Consider the following 17,326-nt stretch of genomic DNA (forward strand, 5'->3'; position numbering starts at 1 on the left):
CTCCGAACCCCAAAATGACCGCAAGCCTCACGCTCACACTACGTGAGGCACCAACCCACCCTTCGCGCTCATTCCTACGTGAGGCACCTCGTGCCTATGGGAGATCGTTACTGAAACGTGACGTGGCTGACGCCTGCGGGTGTTGGAGTCAGTGGATCTCTGGATCAGAGGGGCGATGAAAGTCTGGTTTGACAAGGTCTTTTGGGGATGAAGCTTTGCATGATCTGGGCGGCCTTGATGTCCCGGATCATCCCGAACCGCTCCTCGGCATGGGGGAGGGACACCTCCCGCAGATAGGTGACGAGTTCGGTCTCGCCGAGCCTCGCCAGGTGATCGATGATGCCCTGCACGTCGTCGGGATGCCGGTTCTGGCTGGCCTTCGCCTTGGCGCGGATCCGCTCCACCGTGACCTCGACACCGACGATGGCCCGCGACATCTTCCTCAGCTTCTCCTCCCCAACCATCTCGAGCACCTCCGGGGCTTCCATCCGCGATGTCAACGCCCTGGCGGCGGTGAGCGCCTCCTCCGGGGTGCCCAGCACCCTGACCGGGCCGCTCAACTGGATGGTCAGATAGTCCCAGGTGGGGACGTTCGGCAGGGCGTCGTTGCTCGGGTACCACAGGGGGGAGACATAGGCGTCGGCGAGATCGAGGATCACCAGGGCCGGACCAGTGATCGGGGTGGTGGCCTGCGGGTTGTTCCGCACCAGATGGGTCACCAGCACCTTCGTGCCGTCGCGATCCTCCAGGTGGAAGGGCACGAAGGTCGCCATCGGCCCCTCCTCGTGCACCGTGACGAGGTTGCCCGCCCGCACCTCGGCCAGATAGTTGCCGAGACGCTCCGGGGGGATCTCATAGTGCTTGGCGACGTACATGGGGCCGAGAATACCGAGAGGACTGATGTGCGACGACGGGTGAAACCGGGAGGAGGGGTCATCGCGTCTTGAAGGATGTGAAGGTGGAGTGGGAACCGCGGAGCCTGGAGGCCTTCGTCTCGGAACGGGGACGGAGGCTGCTCCGTGCCGCGTGGCTCCTCACCGGTGATGCCGGGCATGCCGAGGATCTCCTCCAGACGGCGCTCGCGAAGTGCTGGGATCGCTTCGAGGAACTCGGCGACGACGCGGTCTTCGAGGCCTACCTGCGCACCACCCTCCACCGCACCTACGTGTCGTGGTGGCGGAGACGCTCCTGGACGTCGGAACGACCCACCGGGCAGGACCTCGACGCTGTGGTCGCCGAACCCGCCACCGAAGCGCGCCTCGACCTGCACCGCGCGCTCATGGAACTGACCCGACCGCAACGATCCGCCATCGTCCTGCACCATCTGGAGGACCTTCCCATCGCTGAGGTCGCCCGCATCCTGCGGCTCCCCGCCAACACCGTCAAGACCCACATCCACCGCGGCGTGGCGAGACTGCGCCGGTCTCCCCATCTCTCCCAGGAGGTGAGCTGAATGAACGACGACCTCAGACACGAACTGGAGGCACTCATCCCGGAACTCGAGGCCAGCACCCTCCTCGACGGGGCGGCGCGCAAGCGGGAACGTTCCCGTCGTCTCATGGCGGCCGGCGCAGCGGCCCTGGCCGCACTCGCACTCATCCCCGTCGTGACGGGCATCGGATCGTGGTCCCGCTCCACCCCGGCGACTCAGGTGACCAGAGCCGAGGAAACCCAGCCGCCGGGGCCCGAATCGGAGAGGACGATCAGGGTCCCCATCCCGGAGCCGGTCGTGGAGGAGACCCGCCACGACTCCCTGGACATGGCGACGATCCTGCATCCCGGTGGTTTCCTCATGTCGGAGCCGTGCCAGGAGGCCATGGGGTCGAATCTCAACAGGATCGAGATCCCGGCCGAGGGATTACCGGAAGGAGCCGCTCGGGTGTGGCTCTGCGGGGAGATCAGCAGCGACGCGAAGCGGTGGATGGGGCCGAGGGAACCCCTCGTCGCGCGGGCCGGGGAAGCGACTGCGGCCATCAACGCCCTACCCGTCAAGCGGGAGTCCTGCCATGGGCAGCCCGGAGAACGCTACGCCGTCGTGCTGGAGTACCCACAGGGAACCCGCGTCGTCGAGGCCTACAGTCTGCTCTGCAGCAGTGTCGGCGGGACCCGCAGCGGCGGCCCTGAGCTGCTCCGTCAACTCGTCGCGATGTTCGAGGCGGAACGTGCTGAACGCGGCGAGAGCCCCGTCGTACCGCCCACCTGTGACCTGAACCCTTGGTACCGCGGATGGTTCATGGGTTTCCACCCCCTGCTGCCCATGGATGTCACCGATGTCACGAGTGGCACACTGTGCGGCGTCACCGCGGACTCCGACGGCGGCTACCGGGCGACGGAGATCCCGGCGGAGATCATCACCGCGATTCGGGAGGGGAACTGGGTTCCCGCCCCGACAACCGAGGTCCTCGACAGCCGCGGCGCCCTTCTCCTGGCCAACCGGTTCGGCGACGTGATACCCGTGCATCGCACCGCCCGGGGTGAGTTGCAACTGGTGGTCGGGGAAAGGCAGTGGACTCCCGATCCGGCCACCGCCGAGTGGCTCCGGACCCGATTCAGGTCTTTCTGGGGAGGAATTCCGGGGGTGGTGGACGCCTGCCACGGCACTCCCGTCTCGGTCGACGTCGACGTGACCGCCATCGTGAGTGCCCACGTCTGCGGGGACAAGGTCCACAACGATGGCACGTCGGGATGGGGTGCCTACACCCTGCCACAGGATCTCACCCACGACGTGGCGGAAGGGTTCCGCACCCAGGCCGTTCCGGGCGCCTCGGAGGCCCTCGAGGCCACGTTGGAACGGACCGCGTTGCTGCTCGTCGACTCCTCAGGGGTGGGGCTGGTGCTGGTTCCCGGACCCGACCACACCCTGGTCGACATCCACGGTGAACGCACCTGGCAGGTCCCGGAGCACCTTGTCGTCAGGCTCGCGGCCCGCGGTCTGAGCTTTCCCTGACGGGTGAGGTTGCGCCGTCTGGGAGGATGGGGTCATGAGTCCGTTCCGAACCCGGTCCCTCGCCGCCCTGTCCGTCGCCGCGTTGCTGCTCGCCGGCTGCTCGGCCCAAACCGACAGCGCCCGTGGAGACGCCCCCTCGGTGACGCAGGACACCACCACCCCCTCGGTGACGCAGGACACCACCACCCCCTCGGACAGCCGGACCAGGGAACGGGTGGAGAACGAGTCCATCGAACTGCCCGTCGGCCCCCGGGTGAGTGCTCCCGCATCGACGCAGACGTCCGCCCCGGAACCCACTCCGTCGGCAACCGGTGACGAGGAGGCCGAGGACGAGGAGGAGGGCGCCGAGGTGGAATCGGACTGTGCAGGCCAGGACCTGGTGGTCGAGTCCGAGAACGACCTCGTCCTGAGCCGCGGCACCTGCGGCACCGTCACCGTCACGACGACGGGGGCCACGCTCCGTTTCGAGAACGCGGAGCGGCTCGTCGTCGTCGGCGACGCCAACATCATCAACGCAGGGACGGTCTCGACGGTGGAGGTTCAGGGCAGCAGCAACATCGTCAACATCCAGCAGGCGGGCGACATCGGTATCACGGGCAGGGCGAACATCGTCACCGTGACGACCAAGAAGGGCAAGGTCAAGGACCGCGGTACCGCCAACGTCGTCAACTGATGTCAGTTGACGATGTCGTAGCGGGCCAGCTTTGCCTTGTCCGCCTTGCGGCTTGACCCCTGGAGCGCCAACAGCTCCGCGTAGATGCCCCCGGTCCTCGCCAACTCGGCCGGGGAACCGATCTCGTCGATGCGACCATCCCGCAGCGTCACGATCCGATCCACCGTCGAGATCGTCGACAGCCGGTGAGCGATGATGAGGGTCGTGCGGCCCGCCATGAGTTCCTCCAGCCCGGCCTGGACCGCGCGTTCCGCCTTCGTGTCCAGCGAGCTCGTCGCCTCGTCGAGGATGAGGATGGGCGCGTTCTTCAGCAGCGCCCGCGCCACCGAGACGCGCTGCTTCTGACCGCCCGACAGCTTCACACCACGCTCCCCGATCTCCGTGTCGAAACCCTTCGGCAGCCTCCGGATGAACGACGCGGCGTTGGCACGACGTGCTGCCTCGGCCAGTTCGTCATCCGTGGCCTCGATCCCGTAGGCCATGTTCTCCCGGATCGTTCCGCTGAACAGCGACGCGTCCTGGAACACCGTCCCGATCCGTGACCGCAGCGCGGACAGGGGGAGCATGTCGACGGGAACCCCCTCCACCCGCAACGTCCCCGACGAGACGGGGTACAGCCCCATGACCAGGCTGACGAGGGTGGTCTTCCCGCCGCCCGACTCCCCGACGAAGGCCACGCGCTCACCCCGTCGAATACTCAGGGAGATGTTGCTCAGCACCGGTTCGGCATCGTCGGCATAGCTGAACGTGACGTCGTCGAACTCGATGACGGGGGAGTGGGTGCGCCACGGGATCACGGCGCCCTCCTCCGGGCCCCGGGGCTCCTCCGGCTCGTCCATGACGAGGAAGTACTCGCGGCTGCCGGCGATGGCACGCTGGCTGGTGTCGACCATCCAACTCATCGACGCCACCGGCTCCCGCGCCATCGCCACCAGCTGGATCAGCAGCACCATCACGCCCACCGTGAACGCCCCCTGGGCCGTCTGCACGAAGATGATGACGTAGATGACGAAGAAGACCACGTCGAGGGTGCCGCGACGCGCCACGTCCATCCAGTGCCAGAACCGGGACTGCTCGGCGGTCAGCCGATCCGTGCGGCGGTACAGCTCCATGAAGCGCCGCAGCTCGAACGGCTCCGCCAGGAACGACTTCACCACCCTCGTCTGCCCCACGACTTCCGCGAACCGTCCGCCCGCGACGTCGTAGGCCTCGTTCTTGTCGTGCTCCCACACCTGCCAGCGCTTCGAGGTCAGGGCGGTCAGCCAGATGAACACCGGGTAGATCACCAGCAGCAGCACCGTCAACCACGGCGAATGGATGCCGGTGATGACCAGCACGGCGCCGATGGTCAGCAGGATGGGGAAGAACGCGTTGGCGAAGGTCTTGAGGAACTCGGTGATCGCCGTGATGGAGCGGTTGAGCCGCGAGATGATCGTGCCGGTCAGCTCGTTGTCGTAGTAGCTCTGCGGCAGCCGCAGCAGCTTCTCGTAGTACCGCTGGGAGAGGATGATCCGCAGCCTCGCCGCCGCGAGATCACCCCAGAACCCCGTGATGTTCGTCACGACGGAGTTCGCAAGACTCACCACGAGCAGCCACACCGCCAGCCACACCAGCTCCGAGGTGGAGCCGCCGGTGCCCTGGGTCAGGGCGACGACGGTGTCGATGGCCCGGGCGATGATGACGGGAACCAGCAGGGTCGTTCCCGTGACCGTGATCGCGCCGAGGGTGATGCCGACGAACAGGGGCCACAGCTCGCGGGTGGTGAGGAGGATCCTGCCGATGTTGCGCACGGGGAGAGAGTTTACGAGGTGCGCGCGGGCGCGGGTGGGGATCCGCAAGAATGGAGCCGACCACATCGTCAACGGGGACTCAAGGAGGAGAACTGGATGCGTATCGCCGTACCGACCGAGGTCAAGGATCACGAGTTCCGGGTGGCCATCACCCCCGCAGGGGTGGCGGAGCTGACCGGCGCCGGCCATCAGGTGTTCGTTCAGGCGGGGGCCGGGGAGGGGTCCCGGATCACCGATGACGAGTTCCGACGCCAGGGCGCCGCGATCCTCCCGAACGCCGACGAGACCTGGGCCGCCGCCGACATGGTGGTCAAGGTCAAGGAACCCACCCCGGAGGAGTACCGCCATCTCCGCGACGATCTCACCCTCTTCACCTACCTGCACCTCGCCGCCGACGAGGCATGCACGCGGGCCCTGCTGGATGCCGGAACCGTCGCCATCGCCTACGAGACGGTGCAGCTGCCCTCGGGGATGCTGCCCCTGCTCTACCCGATGTCGGAGGTGGCGGGCTGCCTGGCCCCGCAGGTCGGTGCGGCAACCCTCATGCGCCACAACGGTGGCCGCGGCGTCCTCATGGGTGGGGTCTCCGGCGTGCCGAACGCGAAGGTGGTCGTCCTCGGAGCGGGCACCGTCGGGCAGAACGCCGCGGCGATCGCGCTGGGCATGGGCGCCGATGTGACACTGCTCGACCGGGACCTCGAGAAGCTCCGCGACGTCGGCTGGCGATTCGGCAACCGCGCCTCCCAGCTGGCCTCGTCGCGACTTGCGATCGAGGAGGTGCTGCCGCAGGCGGACCTCGTCATCGGGACCGTGCTCGTCCCCGGGGCTCGCGCCCCGAAGCTCGTCACCAACGACATGGTGGCTGCCATGAAACCCGGGTCGGTGCTCGTGGACGTGGCCATCGACCAGGGCGGCTGCTTCGAGGACTCGCATCCCACCACCCACACCGACCCCACCTTCGAGGTGCACAACTCCCTGTTCTACTGTGTCGCCAACATGCCGGGCGCGGTGCCCAACACCTCCACCAGGGCCCTCACCAACGCCACCCTTCCCTACGTCACGGCACTTGCCGATGCGGGATGGCGGGACGCCTGCCGCAACCGGTCCGCCCTGCGTCTCGGACTCAACACCGCCCGAGGGAAGCTTACCCATGAGGGTGTGGCAAGGGCTTTCGGGCTGTCCGCGGTGGATCCGTCGGAGGTGCTGGACTGATCGGGCGCGTGGGCCGAACGGAGGGCGTTGTCGCAGTCCTGCGAAGAACGCGATGTCTGCAAGACTCTCCCAGCAGTCTGGTGTCACAGCCAGACGAAAGGAAGACACCATGACGACCATCTCCATCCGCACCGGACTTGCCGCCGCTGCCGCAGCCGCCCTCCTGTTCACCGGTTGCTCCGCTACCCTCGACGCGAAGCCCGCCGACGCCCCGGCCCCCGACGAGCTCGCCAGCCAGGCTGCCGGCGAGGGCGGCGAGGGCACGGAGAATTCGCAGAGCCCGGCGCCGACGGAGGCGGCCTCCTCCGAGGGCGGCAACGTCATCAAGGTTCCGGGTGTGGAGGTGGACATCGACAAGGGCAAGATCTCGGCCCCCGGCGTCGAGGTCGACATCGACAACGGTTCGATCTCCGCCCCGGGCGTCGAGGTCAAGACCGTCGACGGCGGCGACACCACCGTCGAGGCGAACGCGAACAGCGGCGAGACGGAGGAGGCCAGCTCCGACGGCACCACCATGAGCGGCACCTGCACCGAGCCCGTCATCATCTCCGATAACTCCGCGTTCATCAGGCTCACCGGCCACTGCCCGTCGATCACGGTGAGCGGCAACAACGTGAACCTCGGCTTCGAGAGCACCGACAGCCTCATCATCAGCGGCAAGAGCAACTACGTCCGTGGCACCAAGGCCGGGACCGCCAGCGTCGAGTCCGACAACAACAACCTCGGCCTGGAGGAGGTGGGCGAGCTCGCGGTCACCGGGAACTCAAACTTCATCCGGTCCGACGCCCGCTCCGGAGGGCTGAAGAACACCGGCTCGAACAACAACATCGGCTGAACCGCCCCTCGGCCTGGCTGTCCCGCAACCGTGGGACAGCCTTCGCCGGTCGTGGGCAGAAACTGTCGCAGTTTCACCACGATTCGGTTCCTCGAGGAGGCAGTACGGCAGTGTGGCTGCAACGAACAACGAAAGGAACACCACCATGAGAACCCTCACCCTCCGTGTCGGAGTCGCCGCGGCTGCTGCGACGTTGCTGTTCGCGGGATGTTCAGCGGGGGTGGATTCCAAGCCTGCCGCTACCCCGGGGGACCTGCAGAGCCAGCTCCCCAGCGTCCCCGTGAAGACCATCGACGGGGATGTCAACGTTGAGGCCAACGCCTCTGACGGTGCAACGGTCAATGCCAGCGCCGAGGGCACGGCGAGTACGGAGGGCGCGGGAGGTGACGAGAAGGCCCCGGAACCCTCGAAGCCGCGCGAGGAGAAGACGAGCAGCGCCGAGGTCCGCACCTGCGACGAGCCCTACGTGGTGGCGGAGGACGACGCCTTCGTCCAGATCGCGGGCGACTGCCCGTCGATCACGGTGAGCGCGAACAACGCGGACGTGTACTTCGAGGGGGCGGGCGAGTTGACCATCACCGGGAAGGACAACCACGTCCAGGGAAAGAACGCGGGGACGGTCACCATCAGTGAGGCCGACAATGACATCTATCTGGAAACCAGCGGTGACCTGAAGATCTCGGTGGGCAAGGACAATTTCTTCCAGGCGAAGGAGACCGGAAGCATCACCGTCGAGTCTGACGACAACGACATCTACGTCACCGAAGCTGGCGACCTGGTGGTCACGGGCAGTGAGAACTTCATCAAGATCAACACCAAGAAGGGCGAGGTGACCAACAGCGGCACCAACAACACGATCCTGTAGCCGAGGCGTCGTGGGCCACCCGGTACGATCCCACCATCCCGGACCGGAAGGAGGAGCGAATGAGGCGCATCCTCGTCGTTGACGACGACCCGATGATCCGGGACCACCTGGCGCGCATCCTCTCCCGGCACGACTTCACGGCCGTGACAGCCGCCGACGGGGTGGAGGCCCTGGAGCTGGTGGAGCGGGAGAAACCCGACCTCATCGTGCTCGACGTCATGATGCCGAGGGCCGATGGTCGGGAGGTGCTGGCGCGGCTGCGACGCGGCGGCAACTGGACCCCCGTCATCCTCCTCACCGGTGTCGGGCAGGCCGGCACCCGCGCGGATGCGTTGGACAAGGGTGCCGACGACTACCTCAACAAGCCCTTCGAGCCCGCCGAACTGGTGGCGAGGATCCGGGCGGTGCTGCGACGCGGCCAGGTCGGGCAGACGCTGTCCCACGCGTCGCGCATCCAGGGGGGTGGTCTGGAGCTGGACCGGCTCGGCAAGACGGTGCTGGCGAAGGGCAGGGCCGTGCAGCTCACGCCCAAGGCACTGGCCCTGCTGGAGTACCTCATGGTCCATCACGGCGAGACGTTCAGCCGGGAGCATCTGCTGCAGCAGGTGTGGGGGGTGGAGTTCGCGATCACGACGAGGGCCGTCGATCATCGGGTGGCGGAGCTGCGCAAGGTGCTCGGCGCCCAGGGACTCGAGGTGATCGACACGGTTCAAGGGGTGGGGTATCGCTTCCACCCGGAGGTGAAGGCGGTATGAGAAGACTGGGCTGGGCGTGGCTCGTGGCCGCGGTCGGTCTCGTTCTGGGGCTCGGCATGATGTTCGCGGGGGAGAGGCGGGTTCTCCGGCTCTCCTTCGATCTGTGGGGGCTGCCCATCATCGTCGGTGGGATCGTGCTGGCGGGGGCGTTGCTGCTGTTGCCGTTCCGGAACCGCTCCGAGAAGGCCGTGCAGGAGGCGACGGAGCGGGCGCAGGCCGCGGCCCGTGAGGCGCACCGGACCTTCGTCGGCCGTCTCGATCATGAGCTGAAGAACCCGCTCACGGCGTTGCGGATGGGGATCTCGGAGGTGCAGCCCCCGGATCTCGCGCAGTCGCTGCACGGTCGGGTGGATCGGCTGTCGTCCCTCGTGGCGGAACTCAGGAAGATCAGCGAGATCGACACCTACCCCGTCGCCGACGAGTCGGTGGATCTGCAGGAGGTCATCGGCGAGGTGGTGGAGACCGTGGTGCCGCAGGACCGCGATCTCCAGCTGGCCTTCCCCCGGGCGCCGCGTCCGCTGCCCCCGGCGCGGGGTGATCGTGACCTGGTGTTCCTCGCCCTGTACAACGTCATCGGCAATGCGGTGAAGTACTCCGATCATGGGGCCACCCTGGAGATCCGCGGCAGCGAGGAACGCGGCATGGTCGTCATCGCCGTCTCGGACACCGGCCGTGGCATCCCCGCCAACGAGGTCGGTCAGGTGTGGGGCGAGCTGTCGCGGGGCAGCGAGGTCCGACACATCCCGGGCAACGGGCTGGGGCTTCCGATGGTGGCCGCCGTGCTGCGTCGGCTCGGGGGTGACTGCGAACTCAGCTCCATCCAGGGCAAGGGAACCACGGTGAGGGTCAGGCTGCCGCTGGCGTGAGGTCAGAGGTTCGCGATGGCGTAGTCGGCCTCGTCGGGGGTGAACATCTCCCCGTACTCCGAGACGAGCTGCGCCCGGATGGCGCTGGCATCCATCGACATGGTGTCGCGGTAGCTGATGGCGGCCTTGAGGGCCTCGGCCCGCCAGTCCGCGGCGACGTGTTCGACGGCGTACGCAGCGGCGTCGGCGGGGAAGTGGTCGCCCTGCTCTGAGGTGAGCTGGTTGTACAGGCCGCGCTTGCTGAGCGGATGGAAGCCCAGGTAGACCGCGGCCTTGGTGAGGGCGGCCCGGTGGGTCTCGGGTACGGGGGAACCGGACTGCGGTGGCGTCGCTGTGGTCATGGCACCCCTCACGTTGGAAATCCACTTCTGTCGTCTGTGGTCACACTTTCGGCCAAGAATAGTCGCAACTCGACGTGAGGTCAGCTTGGCGTCCGCTTCGAGCGTGGGATCAGAGGCTGTTCCCCCACCGCTGCGCGGCCGTCCGGATGCTCCGAAACGTCAGCAGCGCGCCCTCCACACTCCCGCTCAGCGGTTTGAGGGACCGGGACATCAGGGCGAGGGCCTTGATCTGTTGCGAGACCGCATCGAATTCCGAGAACTCCAGGCGGGCCGGGCCCGCCAGCAGCTCCTCCCGTACGGCAGGCAGGACCGCAGCGACCGCAGGATCAGAGGCGATTGCGACCACCTCGTTCAGGGTCTGCTCCAGAGCACGCCAGGAATCCGACAGGGCCCTGCTGGTCTCGTCGAGGCGCTTGCGTTTCGGTTCCAGTTGATGGGTGATGCTGATGAGAGCTGACGACCGCGGAGGGCGCCCCTGTGGGAGAGAGTCGAGCCTCTCGGTGAAGTCCTGGAACAGGGTCGTGATGGCCTGCTCGCACTCCGAGGCGCGTGCTGTGAACCGGGGCATGAGTTCGTCGTTGATTCGCTCGTACAGTTCCAGCAGGCCGTCCCCGCCGTCCTGCTCCGATGGTTCAGTCGCGCTCTCTTCGGGTGGAGGCGCGGAATCGAACGCGTCGACCCGCTTGGCCAGGGCCTTGGCCACGGCCTGGGCGGTCCTGCGGAACTGCGGGGTGTCCTCCTCCAGCTCCTCCAACGGGTGTTCGAGCGTCAGCCACTGGCGCTCGAACACCGTCTCGCGGATCTGGGCCACCAAAGGGTCGTTGACGACGTCGGGTCGGTTCCACCGGGGGGCCTTGACCAACAGGGCCAGGATGCCGTCGTGACCCTTGGCGGCCTCCCCGCTGCGGAACTCGAGGAACTCCTCGCGGCAGACCTCGGAACGGATGTAGCTCGGCGTGACCATGGCGAGCAGGAAGGTGGCCCGGGCCAGCTCCGTCGTCAGCCTGTTGCGCCAGCGCTCCCCCCAGGCAATGGAGTCCCGATCCACGATGAGCTCCAGCGGGATACCTGTCTCCGTCTTGTACGCCATGGCCACCTGTTCCGCGAAGCGCACCAGGAGCCCCCCGAAGGTGTCGTCGTCGTCGTGGACGTAGCTGAGGAACACCGACGGGCTGTCGGGGGAGGGGGTGGTCACGGTGATGACCTCCTGGCGGGTTGTGGGGCGGGGAGCGGTGGACCATGTGCTCGGGTCCGTGATTGCGCTCAGTGGAAGGGCCCAGATGTCGTGGTCGAGCTGCTCCATGGCGGCGCCGGTGTGGACGACGAAACCTCGGTGGAGGCCGCCGTTGTTGCGCAGGGCTCGCAGGCCCTTGAGATCCTTCGGCGCGACGGAGGAGGCCAGCTTCACCTCCACACCGACCCGACGTCCGGTGCCATCCAGCAGGACCGCATCGACCTCGTCGCCGGTCTTGGCGTCCCGCCAGTAGAAGAGCTGGCTGTGGATGTCGGCCCAGCCGAGCGCCCCCGTGAGTTGCTGTACCACCCAGGACTCGAGCACCTGTCCCAGGGCTTCCGGGGAGTCCGACACGTCGTGGCCGGAGCGGGAGAGTGCCTCGCACGTGGCGGAGGTGTCGGAGGCGTGGACCTTGCGCATGGCCCGGCTGGCTCGTGCAGCACCGGCGCGAAGATTGTGCAGCGGGGTGAGCAGGAAGCGACGTTCCAGCAGCTGGACGTATCGGGAGACCGTGCGTTGATCCAGGTCGAGCCCCTGGCCGAGGCGGGTGATGTTGAGTTGCCCGCCCGCGATGCGCAGGACTGCGTCCAACACGGCCTGGGCGATGCCAACATCCACCCGCTCGCCGGGGAGGAGTTGATCTCCCAGCAGGGCCAGGGTGTCGGAGCGGACCCGGCTCTCCAGAGCGCCCCGCGTCAGGGGGATGACTGGTAGGCAGTAGGAGGGCATCCCACCGGTACGTACCAGGGCGACGAGCTGTCGTTCGGTCAGGGTGCGCAGCTCGTTGGTTTCCAGCGGAGCGTCGAAGAGAAGATCAATCAGGCTGGGGATGACCGGCTGCGAAGAGGAGTTCAACTCGAAAGCGGTGAAGGGCTGCAGACGTAGCCGGGTGGACCTGCCCACCAGAGGATCGCTCCCTGACATGGTGCCGCGCCCGACGGAGGCGGACCCGGTCAGGAGCAGGTGGTGCTCCTCGGGTAGCCGATCCACGAGTTCCTTGACGGCGCGGGTGAGATCTGGCACCAGCTGGGCCTCATCCACGATGGCAGGAAGTGTCAGCCCTTCGAGCCAGCGCATCGGGTCAGCGGCGACGCGGGCGTGTTCACGGGGGTCGCTGAGGGTGCGGTAGGAGTTGTACCGACCCTCCTCCTGCAGATGGCGCACCAGGGAGGACTTCCCCACCGCGCGACGCCCCTCGAGGATCAGCGCCTTGTGAGTGGCGTGTCGGTTGAAGGCCTGCTGCAACCCGCGGGTCCGGTAGCTGAACGACATGGAAAAATCCTACATCGGATGTAGGAATTTTCCTGCATGCAATGCAGAAAAATTCCGATTTCGGCCTCCGGGAGGGCGTCGCCGTGCCGGGCGCGAGCCGTTGTGGCGTGCACCAACTTGCGGGTTGCTTCGGCCTGAAACGTTTCAGGTGGCGCGTCGTTGAAGCGGGACGGCGATTCGTGCTTGCTGGGGCTGGGTGGCCCCGACAACGAGGCCAAGGCTTCGCCTGGTGAAGGCCCGCCCGTCGATCGTGTGTTCGCGTCTGCCCGGCCTCTCAGGATCGAGTTCTGGCTCTGCTTGGCTCCACCACGGCCCATCCGTCGATGAAGGTCAGCAGCAATCGCCCCTCCGGGGCCGCGTGGGCCGCCTTGATGTCGTGGATGCCCCACCCGGGCATGGGATGAAACGTTGTGATCGGTTCGGACCAGCGGCCGGCCGCGGTGTTGAGGAAACGTAGCTCCTCCTCGAAACAGCACGCCCACGTCGAGCTTCCCCGGCCCGGGCACGCCACCAGCCACCGCATTTCCCCCGTCGCGGGGTGATCCGCCCGAAGCACGACCTCGCCATCGCACAGCCGGCGTCCCTCGACCACAGAGCTGTTTCGGGTGGTGGCCACCGCGCCGCCCAGACGGGGATCGTCGGCGAACAGGAACGGTGACGTCGACTCCAGCAGCGTCTCCACCCTGGCGACCTCGGGTTGCCAGGAAAGCACCACCCCCGGATCCTGCTGATGGATCACGGCCAGGCGATGCGCCCCCTCGCGTTCCCGGTAGCCCCGGATCGTGACGGGATCGATTCCCTTCTCATACACGCCGCCGATCCGCGAGCCGGTCAGGTCCCACAACGCAACCTCGCCCCAACCAGAGGTGACGGCCACCAGATCGGTGCTCCTGCCGTCCGGCAGTGCCCAGACCTGCCACGCAGAATCCATCGGGACGGTCAGTGCCGGGACAGTCGGCAGACCTGTTGCGGGGTCGATGACCAGCAGTTCCTCCTCCGTGAGGACGCCGAGACGGGACGCGCCACTCGGAGTTCGGAACGCCTCCAGATCCTCAATCAGCGGACTTGCGCCGGAGCGTGACGTCCCGCGTACAAGCCACCGTCGATGACCGGTGTCCAACGACCAACACTCGACGCTTCCGGAGTCGGTGGGCACGACGACATGAGGGACGGAGTTGACGGTCACAACCGCCAGGTGGCCCTGCCGTGCCTCGGGCATGGTGGTCGGGCCGTGGCTTCCCGGCCCTGCCGGATCCCGGACGTCCTGCCCTGTCTGGACATCCCTCACTCGCACCCAGCCGTCGCGATCCAACGTCACCACGCACGTCCGGTTGTCCAGCACACATGAGGCGACGTTCGTCACCGCCTGTTGGAAACACCTGATCCGGGCCCTCATCCCCGACAGCCTATGCCGTTGTGGCGTGCACCAACTTGCGGGTTTAGGCCTGAAACGTTTTCAGGTGGTCAATGAAGCAGGACGGCGATTCGTGCTTGCTGGGGGCGGGAGAGGGGCTGGGTGGTGGGGCCCGGTGGTCGCCTCGATCCTGCGGCTCCTATGCTGAGGTGGTCCCAGTGGAGGAGGAGTCGTGTCCGGTCTTGACGCCGTCGTCTTCGATTTCGGGATCGTGCTGTCCTCACCGCCCGGGCTCTTCGACGCGCATGCCCGGGCCCTCGGCGTACCGGCCTCGCTCATCGCGCAGCACTACGAGGAGGGGCGCGGTCTCTGGGACGGGGGAGGGCCTGCCGAGGAGTACTGGGGGCCGTTCCTCGAGCGGATCGGGTTGACTCCCACCGATGACCTCATCGCCCAGTCCGTCGCCACCGACCTCGCCCAGTGGCTGCCGCTGCGTGACGAGGCCCACCGGATCCTGCGCGACTGCCGCGCCGCCGGGCATCGGGTGGTTGTGCTGTCCAACGCGCCGGTGGAGATGGCGGCTGCGATGGAGGGGGCCGACTGGCGGGCGGATGTCGACGACCTCTTCGTCTCGGGTCCGCTCCGGCTCATGAAACCCGACCCCGAGTTCTACCGTCTCGTCGCCGAACGGGTCGGAGCGAGGCTCGCCTTCATCGACGACCGCGAGCCCAACGTCGCCGCTGCCCGGGAACTCGGCTGGGAGGCGCATCTGTGGGTCGACGACGCCGACACCCGCGCCTGGCTCACTGAACTGGGCATCCTGTCCTGAGTCCCTCGGTTCGCCTGTCCTGGGTCCGGTTCGCCTGTCTTATTGGACAGGCAGTTCGATTTAAGGCAGGCGAATCGGCTCCAAGGCGGGCGAATCCGGGGTGGGGGTGGCGGGCCGGGAGAGGGGTTCCGATCAGAACTTTCGACCTGCTTCTTGACCTTCCGAAGCGCTGCGCTATCGTAGGGGCAACGAAAGCATTTCGTAAGCAAAGGAAAGCCACGATGACGGTGGAGCGCGCAGATCGCGAAAGTGCGATCCTCGCCAAGCTGGCCGACGACGGCTCGCTGAGCGTGGCTGCGCTGGCCACCGACTTCGGGGTCTCCGAGGTCACCATCCGCGGCGACCTCCGCTCCCTCGAACAGCAGGGCATGCTCGTGCGGACCCGAGGCGGGGCCCGCCCCATCACCTGGCAGGGAATCCTCCAGCGGCAGAAGATCAACGTCGACGCGAAGGAACGCATCGCCCAGGCAGCCGCGGCACTGGTCAACCACGACGACACCGTCATGATCGAGGCCGGAACCACCGCAGGGCTCATCGCCCGACACCTCGGCAACCGCCGGGGCGTCCAGGTGGTGACGAACTCCACCCTCGTCTTCGCCAACGCCAGGCAGCATCCCGCGCTCAACATCATCCTCACGGGCGGCGTCTTCCGTCCGGAGTCCGAATCCCTCGTCGGGCCCCTCGCCGAACGCGCCATCGCGGACTTCAACACCCGCATCGCCTTCCTCGGCACCGACGGGTTCTCCCCGGAGCGTGGCCTCACCACGCGCTTCGTCGAAGGGGCGCAGGTGTCCACCCTCATGCGCGACCGCGCCGAGGAGACCTGGCTCGTGGCGGACTCCTCCAAGTTCGGGCAGGCGGGCTTCGTCACCTTCCTGCCCCTGGATGCCATCACCGGCATCATCACCGACTCCGGTCTCCCCGACGACGCGGTGGAGGCTCTGACCGAACACACCCAGTTGAGAATCGTCTAGGAGAGATCAATGGCAACCGTCATCGTCATGCCGGCCCTCGGGAACAGCGTTGAGTCATGCCTCATCGTGTCCTGGTCGGTCACGGAGGGCGACACCGTCGCGGAGAACAGCATCCTCTGCGAGGTCGAGACCGACAAGGCCTCCATCGAGGTCCCCAGCACCGCCGCCGGAACCGTGCTCAAGCGACTCTGGAGCGAGGGCGACGACGTCCCCGTCATGCAGCCGCTGCTGGTCGTCGGCGAACCCGGTGAGGACCCGGCCCCCGCGCTCGCCGAGGTCGGTTTCGGCGGTGCCGTCGAGGAACCCGCCCCCGCGGAGGAGAAGCCCGCTGAGGAGCCCACCCCCGCGCCGACGGCCGTCGCCCCCGCCCAGGCCACCGCCGCAGCGACCGATGCTCCCGGCGCCAGCCCCCGCGCCCGCAACCTCGCCGCCGCCGAGGGAGTCGACCTCGCCTCCGTGCCCGCGGGCACCGGCCCCGAGGGCCGCATCATCGCCCGTGACGTCGCCGCCGTCGCCGACGGCACCACCAAGGCCGCCGCCCGAGCCGGAGCGACCGCAGGTGAGGGCACCGGACTCGGTGGTCGCGTCTCCCAGGCCGACCTCGCCGCCCCCACCCCGGCGGCCGAACCCAAGGCCCAGGCCGCACCCGCCGTCGTCGGCGCCGACTCCGACTTCCCCGGACCGCGCACCGAGACCCCGCTCAAGGGCATCCGCAAGGTCATCTCCGAGCGGATGATGCACTCGCTGGCCAGCTCCGCGCAGCTCACCTACACCACCACCGCCAAGGCGCAGGGCCTCCTCGACATGCGCAAGAAGCTCAAGGGTTCCGACCCGGCGCTCGGCCTGAACAAGGTGACCATCGGCGACCTCGTCGGCTTCGCCGCCGTCAAGACCGCGGCCAAACACCCCAACCACAACGCGCACCTGGAGAACGGGGTCCTCACCACCTTCGAGCGCGTCCACATGGGCTTCGCCTGTGACACCCCGCGCGGCCTCCTCGTCCCGACGGTGCGCAACGCCTCGCAGCTCAGCCTCGGCCAGTTCTCGGCCCTGTCCAAGGAACTCGCCGCCCAGGCCATCGAGGGCAACATCAACCCCGACCTCCTCGGCGGTGCCACCTTCACCGTCTCCAACCTCGGTGGCTTCGGCATCGAGTCCTTCACCCCGCTGCTCAACGTGCCGCAGACCGCCATCCTCGGCGTCGACGCGATCTTCCCGCGCGCCTACGCCGACGAGAAGGGCAAGGTTCGCGTCGAACAGCGCATCGGGCTGTCCCTGACCGCTGACCACCGCGTCATCGACGGCGCGGACGCCGCCCGGTTCCTGAAGGACCTCGTGGCCTTCATCGAGAACATCGAATTCGCTGTGATGCTGTGAGA

General features: G+C 67.5%; 16 protein-coding genes. 11 read left to right on the forward strand and 5 right to left on the reverse strand.

All coding sequences use genetic code 11. The annotated features are described in order from the left end of the window. Window positions 1-164: 164 nt before the first annotated feature. A complete protein-coding gene (locus EII35_RS13165; protein ID WP_125228926.1) occupies window positions 165-875 on the reverse strand; it encodes an FMN-binding negative transcriptional regulator in 711 nt (236 codons plus the stop codon). An 83-nt stretch (window positions 876-958) separates the two neighbouring features. Between EII35_RS13165 and EII35_RS13170 the strand changes: the two genes are divergently transcribed. Genes EII35_RS13170 through EII35_RS13180 form a run of 3 tightly spaced genes read left to right on the forward strand, consistent with a single transcriptional unit; the run spans window position 959 to window position 3,620 of the window. Next, the gene (locus tag EII35_RS13170; RefSeq protein WP_185744335.1) at window positions 959-1,453 is read left to right on the forward strand and encodes a SigE family RNA polymerase sigma factor; all 495 of its coding nucleotides are present in this window, start codon (window positions 959-961) and stop codon (window positions 1,451-1,453) included. Further along, window positions 1,454-2,947 carry a hypothetical protein gene (locus EII35_RS13175; protein ID WP_125228928.1) on the forward strand — a complete coding sequence of 498 codons (1,494 nt, stop codon included), beginning with the start codon at window positions 1,454-1,456 and terminating at the stop codon, window positions 2,945-2,947. It abuts the gene before it with no gap. Between the two features lie 34 nt (window positions 2,948-2,981). Next, a complete protein-coding gene (locus EII35_RS13180) occupies window positions 2,982-3,620 on the forward strand; it encodes a DUF3060 domain-containing protein (protein ID WP_125228929.1) in 639 nt (212 codons plus the stop codon). Between the two features lie 2 nt (window positions 3,621-3,622). Here the strand turns inward: EII35_RS13180 and EII35_RS13185 are convergent, their stop codons facing one another. Further along, window positions 3,623-5,410 carry an ABC transporter ATP-binding protein gene (locus EII35_RS13185; RefSeq protein WP_125228930.1) on the reverse strand — a complete coding sequence of 596 codons (1,788 nt, stop codon included), beginning with the start codon at window positions 5,408-5,410 and terminating at the stop codon, window positions 3,623-3,625. 96 nt (window positions 5,411-5,506) lie between these two features. Here EII35_RS13185 and ald point away from each other — a divergent pair, with 96 nt between their 5' ends. The 5 genes from ald to EII35_RS13210 all read left to right on the forward strand — a co-directional run bounded on the left by ald (window position 5,507) and on the right by EII35_RS13210 (window position 9,943). Beyond that, window positions 5,507-6,622: an alanine dehydrogenase gene (ald, locus tag EII35_RS13190; protein WP_125228931.1), complete on the forward strand. Its 1,116-nt coding sequence runs from the start codon at window positions 5,507-5,509 to the stop codon at window positions 6,620-6,622. A gap of 109 nt (window positions 6,623-6,731) precedes the next feature. Continuing rightward, window positions 6,732-7,457 carry a DUF3060 domain-containing protein gene (locus EII35_RS13195; RefSeq protein ID WP_185744336.1) on the forward strand — a complete coding sequence of 242 codons (726 nt, stop codon included), beginning with the start codon at window positions 6,732-6,734 and terminating at the stop codon, window positions 7,455-7,457. A 145-nt stretch (window positions 7,458-7,602) separates the two neighbouring features. Continuing rightward, window positions 7,603-8,322, forward strand: a complete 720-nt coding sequence (locus EII35_RS13200) for a DUF3060 domain-containing protein (RefSeq protein WP_125228933.1) — start codon at window positions 7,603-7,605, stop codon at window positions 8,320-8,322. Window positions 8,323-8,381: 59 nt separating this feature from the next. Then, window positions 8,382-9,077 carry a response regulator transcription factor gene (locus EII35_RS13205; protein WP_125228934.1) on the forward strand — a complete coding sequence of 232 codons (696 nt, stop codon included), beginning with the start codon at window positions 8,382-8,384 and terminating at the stop codon, window positions 9,075-9,077. Then, window positions 9,074-9,943 carry a sensor histidine kinase gene (locus EII35_RS13210; protein ID WP_125228935.1) on the forward strand — a complete coding sequence of 290 codons (870 nt, stop codon included), beginning with the start codon at window positions 9,074-9,076 and terminating at the stop codon, window positions 9,941-9,943. Before EII35_RS13205 ends, EII35_RS13210 begins: the two co-directional genes overlap by 4 nt. 2 nt (window positions 9,944-9,945) lie before the next feature. Here the strand turns inward: EII35_RS13210 and EII35_RS13215 are convergent, their stop codons facing one another. The 3 genes from EII35_RS13215 to EII35_RS13225 form a co-directional block, all read right to left on the reverse strand. Then, window positions 9,946-10,284: an Ltp family lipoprotein gene (locus tag EII35_RS13215; RefSeq protein WP_125228936.1), complete on the reverse strand. Its 339-nt coding sequence runs from the start codon at window positions 10,282-10,284 to the stop codon at window positions 9,946-9,948. 109 nt (window positions 10,285-10,393) lie between these two features. Continuing rightward, the gene (locus tag EII35_RS13220; protein WP_125228937.1) at window positions 10,394-12,790 is read right to left on the reverse strand and encodes a DUF4143 domain-containing protein; all 2,397 of its coding nucleotides are present in this window, start codon (window positions 12,788-12,790) and stop codon (window positions 10,394-10,396) included. Between the two features lie 274 nt (window positions 12,791-13,064). Beyond that, entirely contained in the window at window positions 13,065-14,186 is a 1,122-nt protein-coding gene (locus tag EII35_RS13225; protein WP_125228938.1) for a WD40 repeat domain-containing protein, read from the reverse strand. A 190-nt stretch (window positions 14,187-14,376) separates the two neighbouring features. Between EII35_RS13225 and EII35_RS13230 the strand changes: the two genes are divergently transcribed. From EII35_RS13230 to EII35_RS13240, 3 genes are all read left to right on the forward strand, one after another. Then, window positions 14,377-14,973 carry an HAD-IA family hydrolase gene (locus EII35_RS13230; RefSeq protein WP_125228939.1) on the forward strand — a complete coding sequence of 199 codons (597 nt, stop codon included), beginning with the start codon at window positions 14,377-14,379 and terminating at the stop codon, window positions 14,971-14,973. A 221-nt stretch (window positions 14,974-15,194) separates the two neighbouring features. Further along, complete coding sequence (locus tag EII35_RS13235; protein WP_185744337.1) at window positions 15,195-15,947, forward strand: DeoR/GlpR family DNA-binding transcription regulator; 753 nt, start codon at window positions 15,195-15,197, stop codon at window positions 15,945-15,947. A gap of 9 nt (window positions 15,948-15,956) precedes the next feature. Beyond that, on the forward strand, window positions 15,957-17,324 hold the full coding sequence (locus tag EII35_RS13240) for a dihydrolipoamide acetyltransferase family protein (protein WP_125228940.1): 1,368 nt from the start codon (window positions 15,957-15,959) through the stop codon (window positions 17,322-17,324). The last annotated feature ends 2 nt before the right edge of the window (window positions 17,325-17,326 follow it).

It is taken from the genome of Arachnia propionica (assembly GCF_003932785.1).
Taxonomy (GTDB): Bacteria; Actinomycetota; Actinomycetes; order Propionibacteriales; family Propionibacteriaceae; genus Arachnia; species Arachnia propionica_B.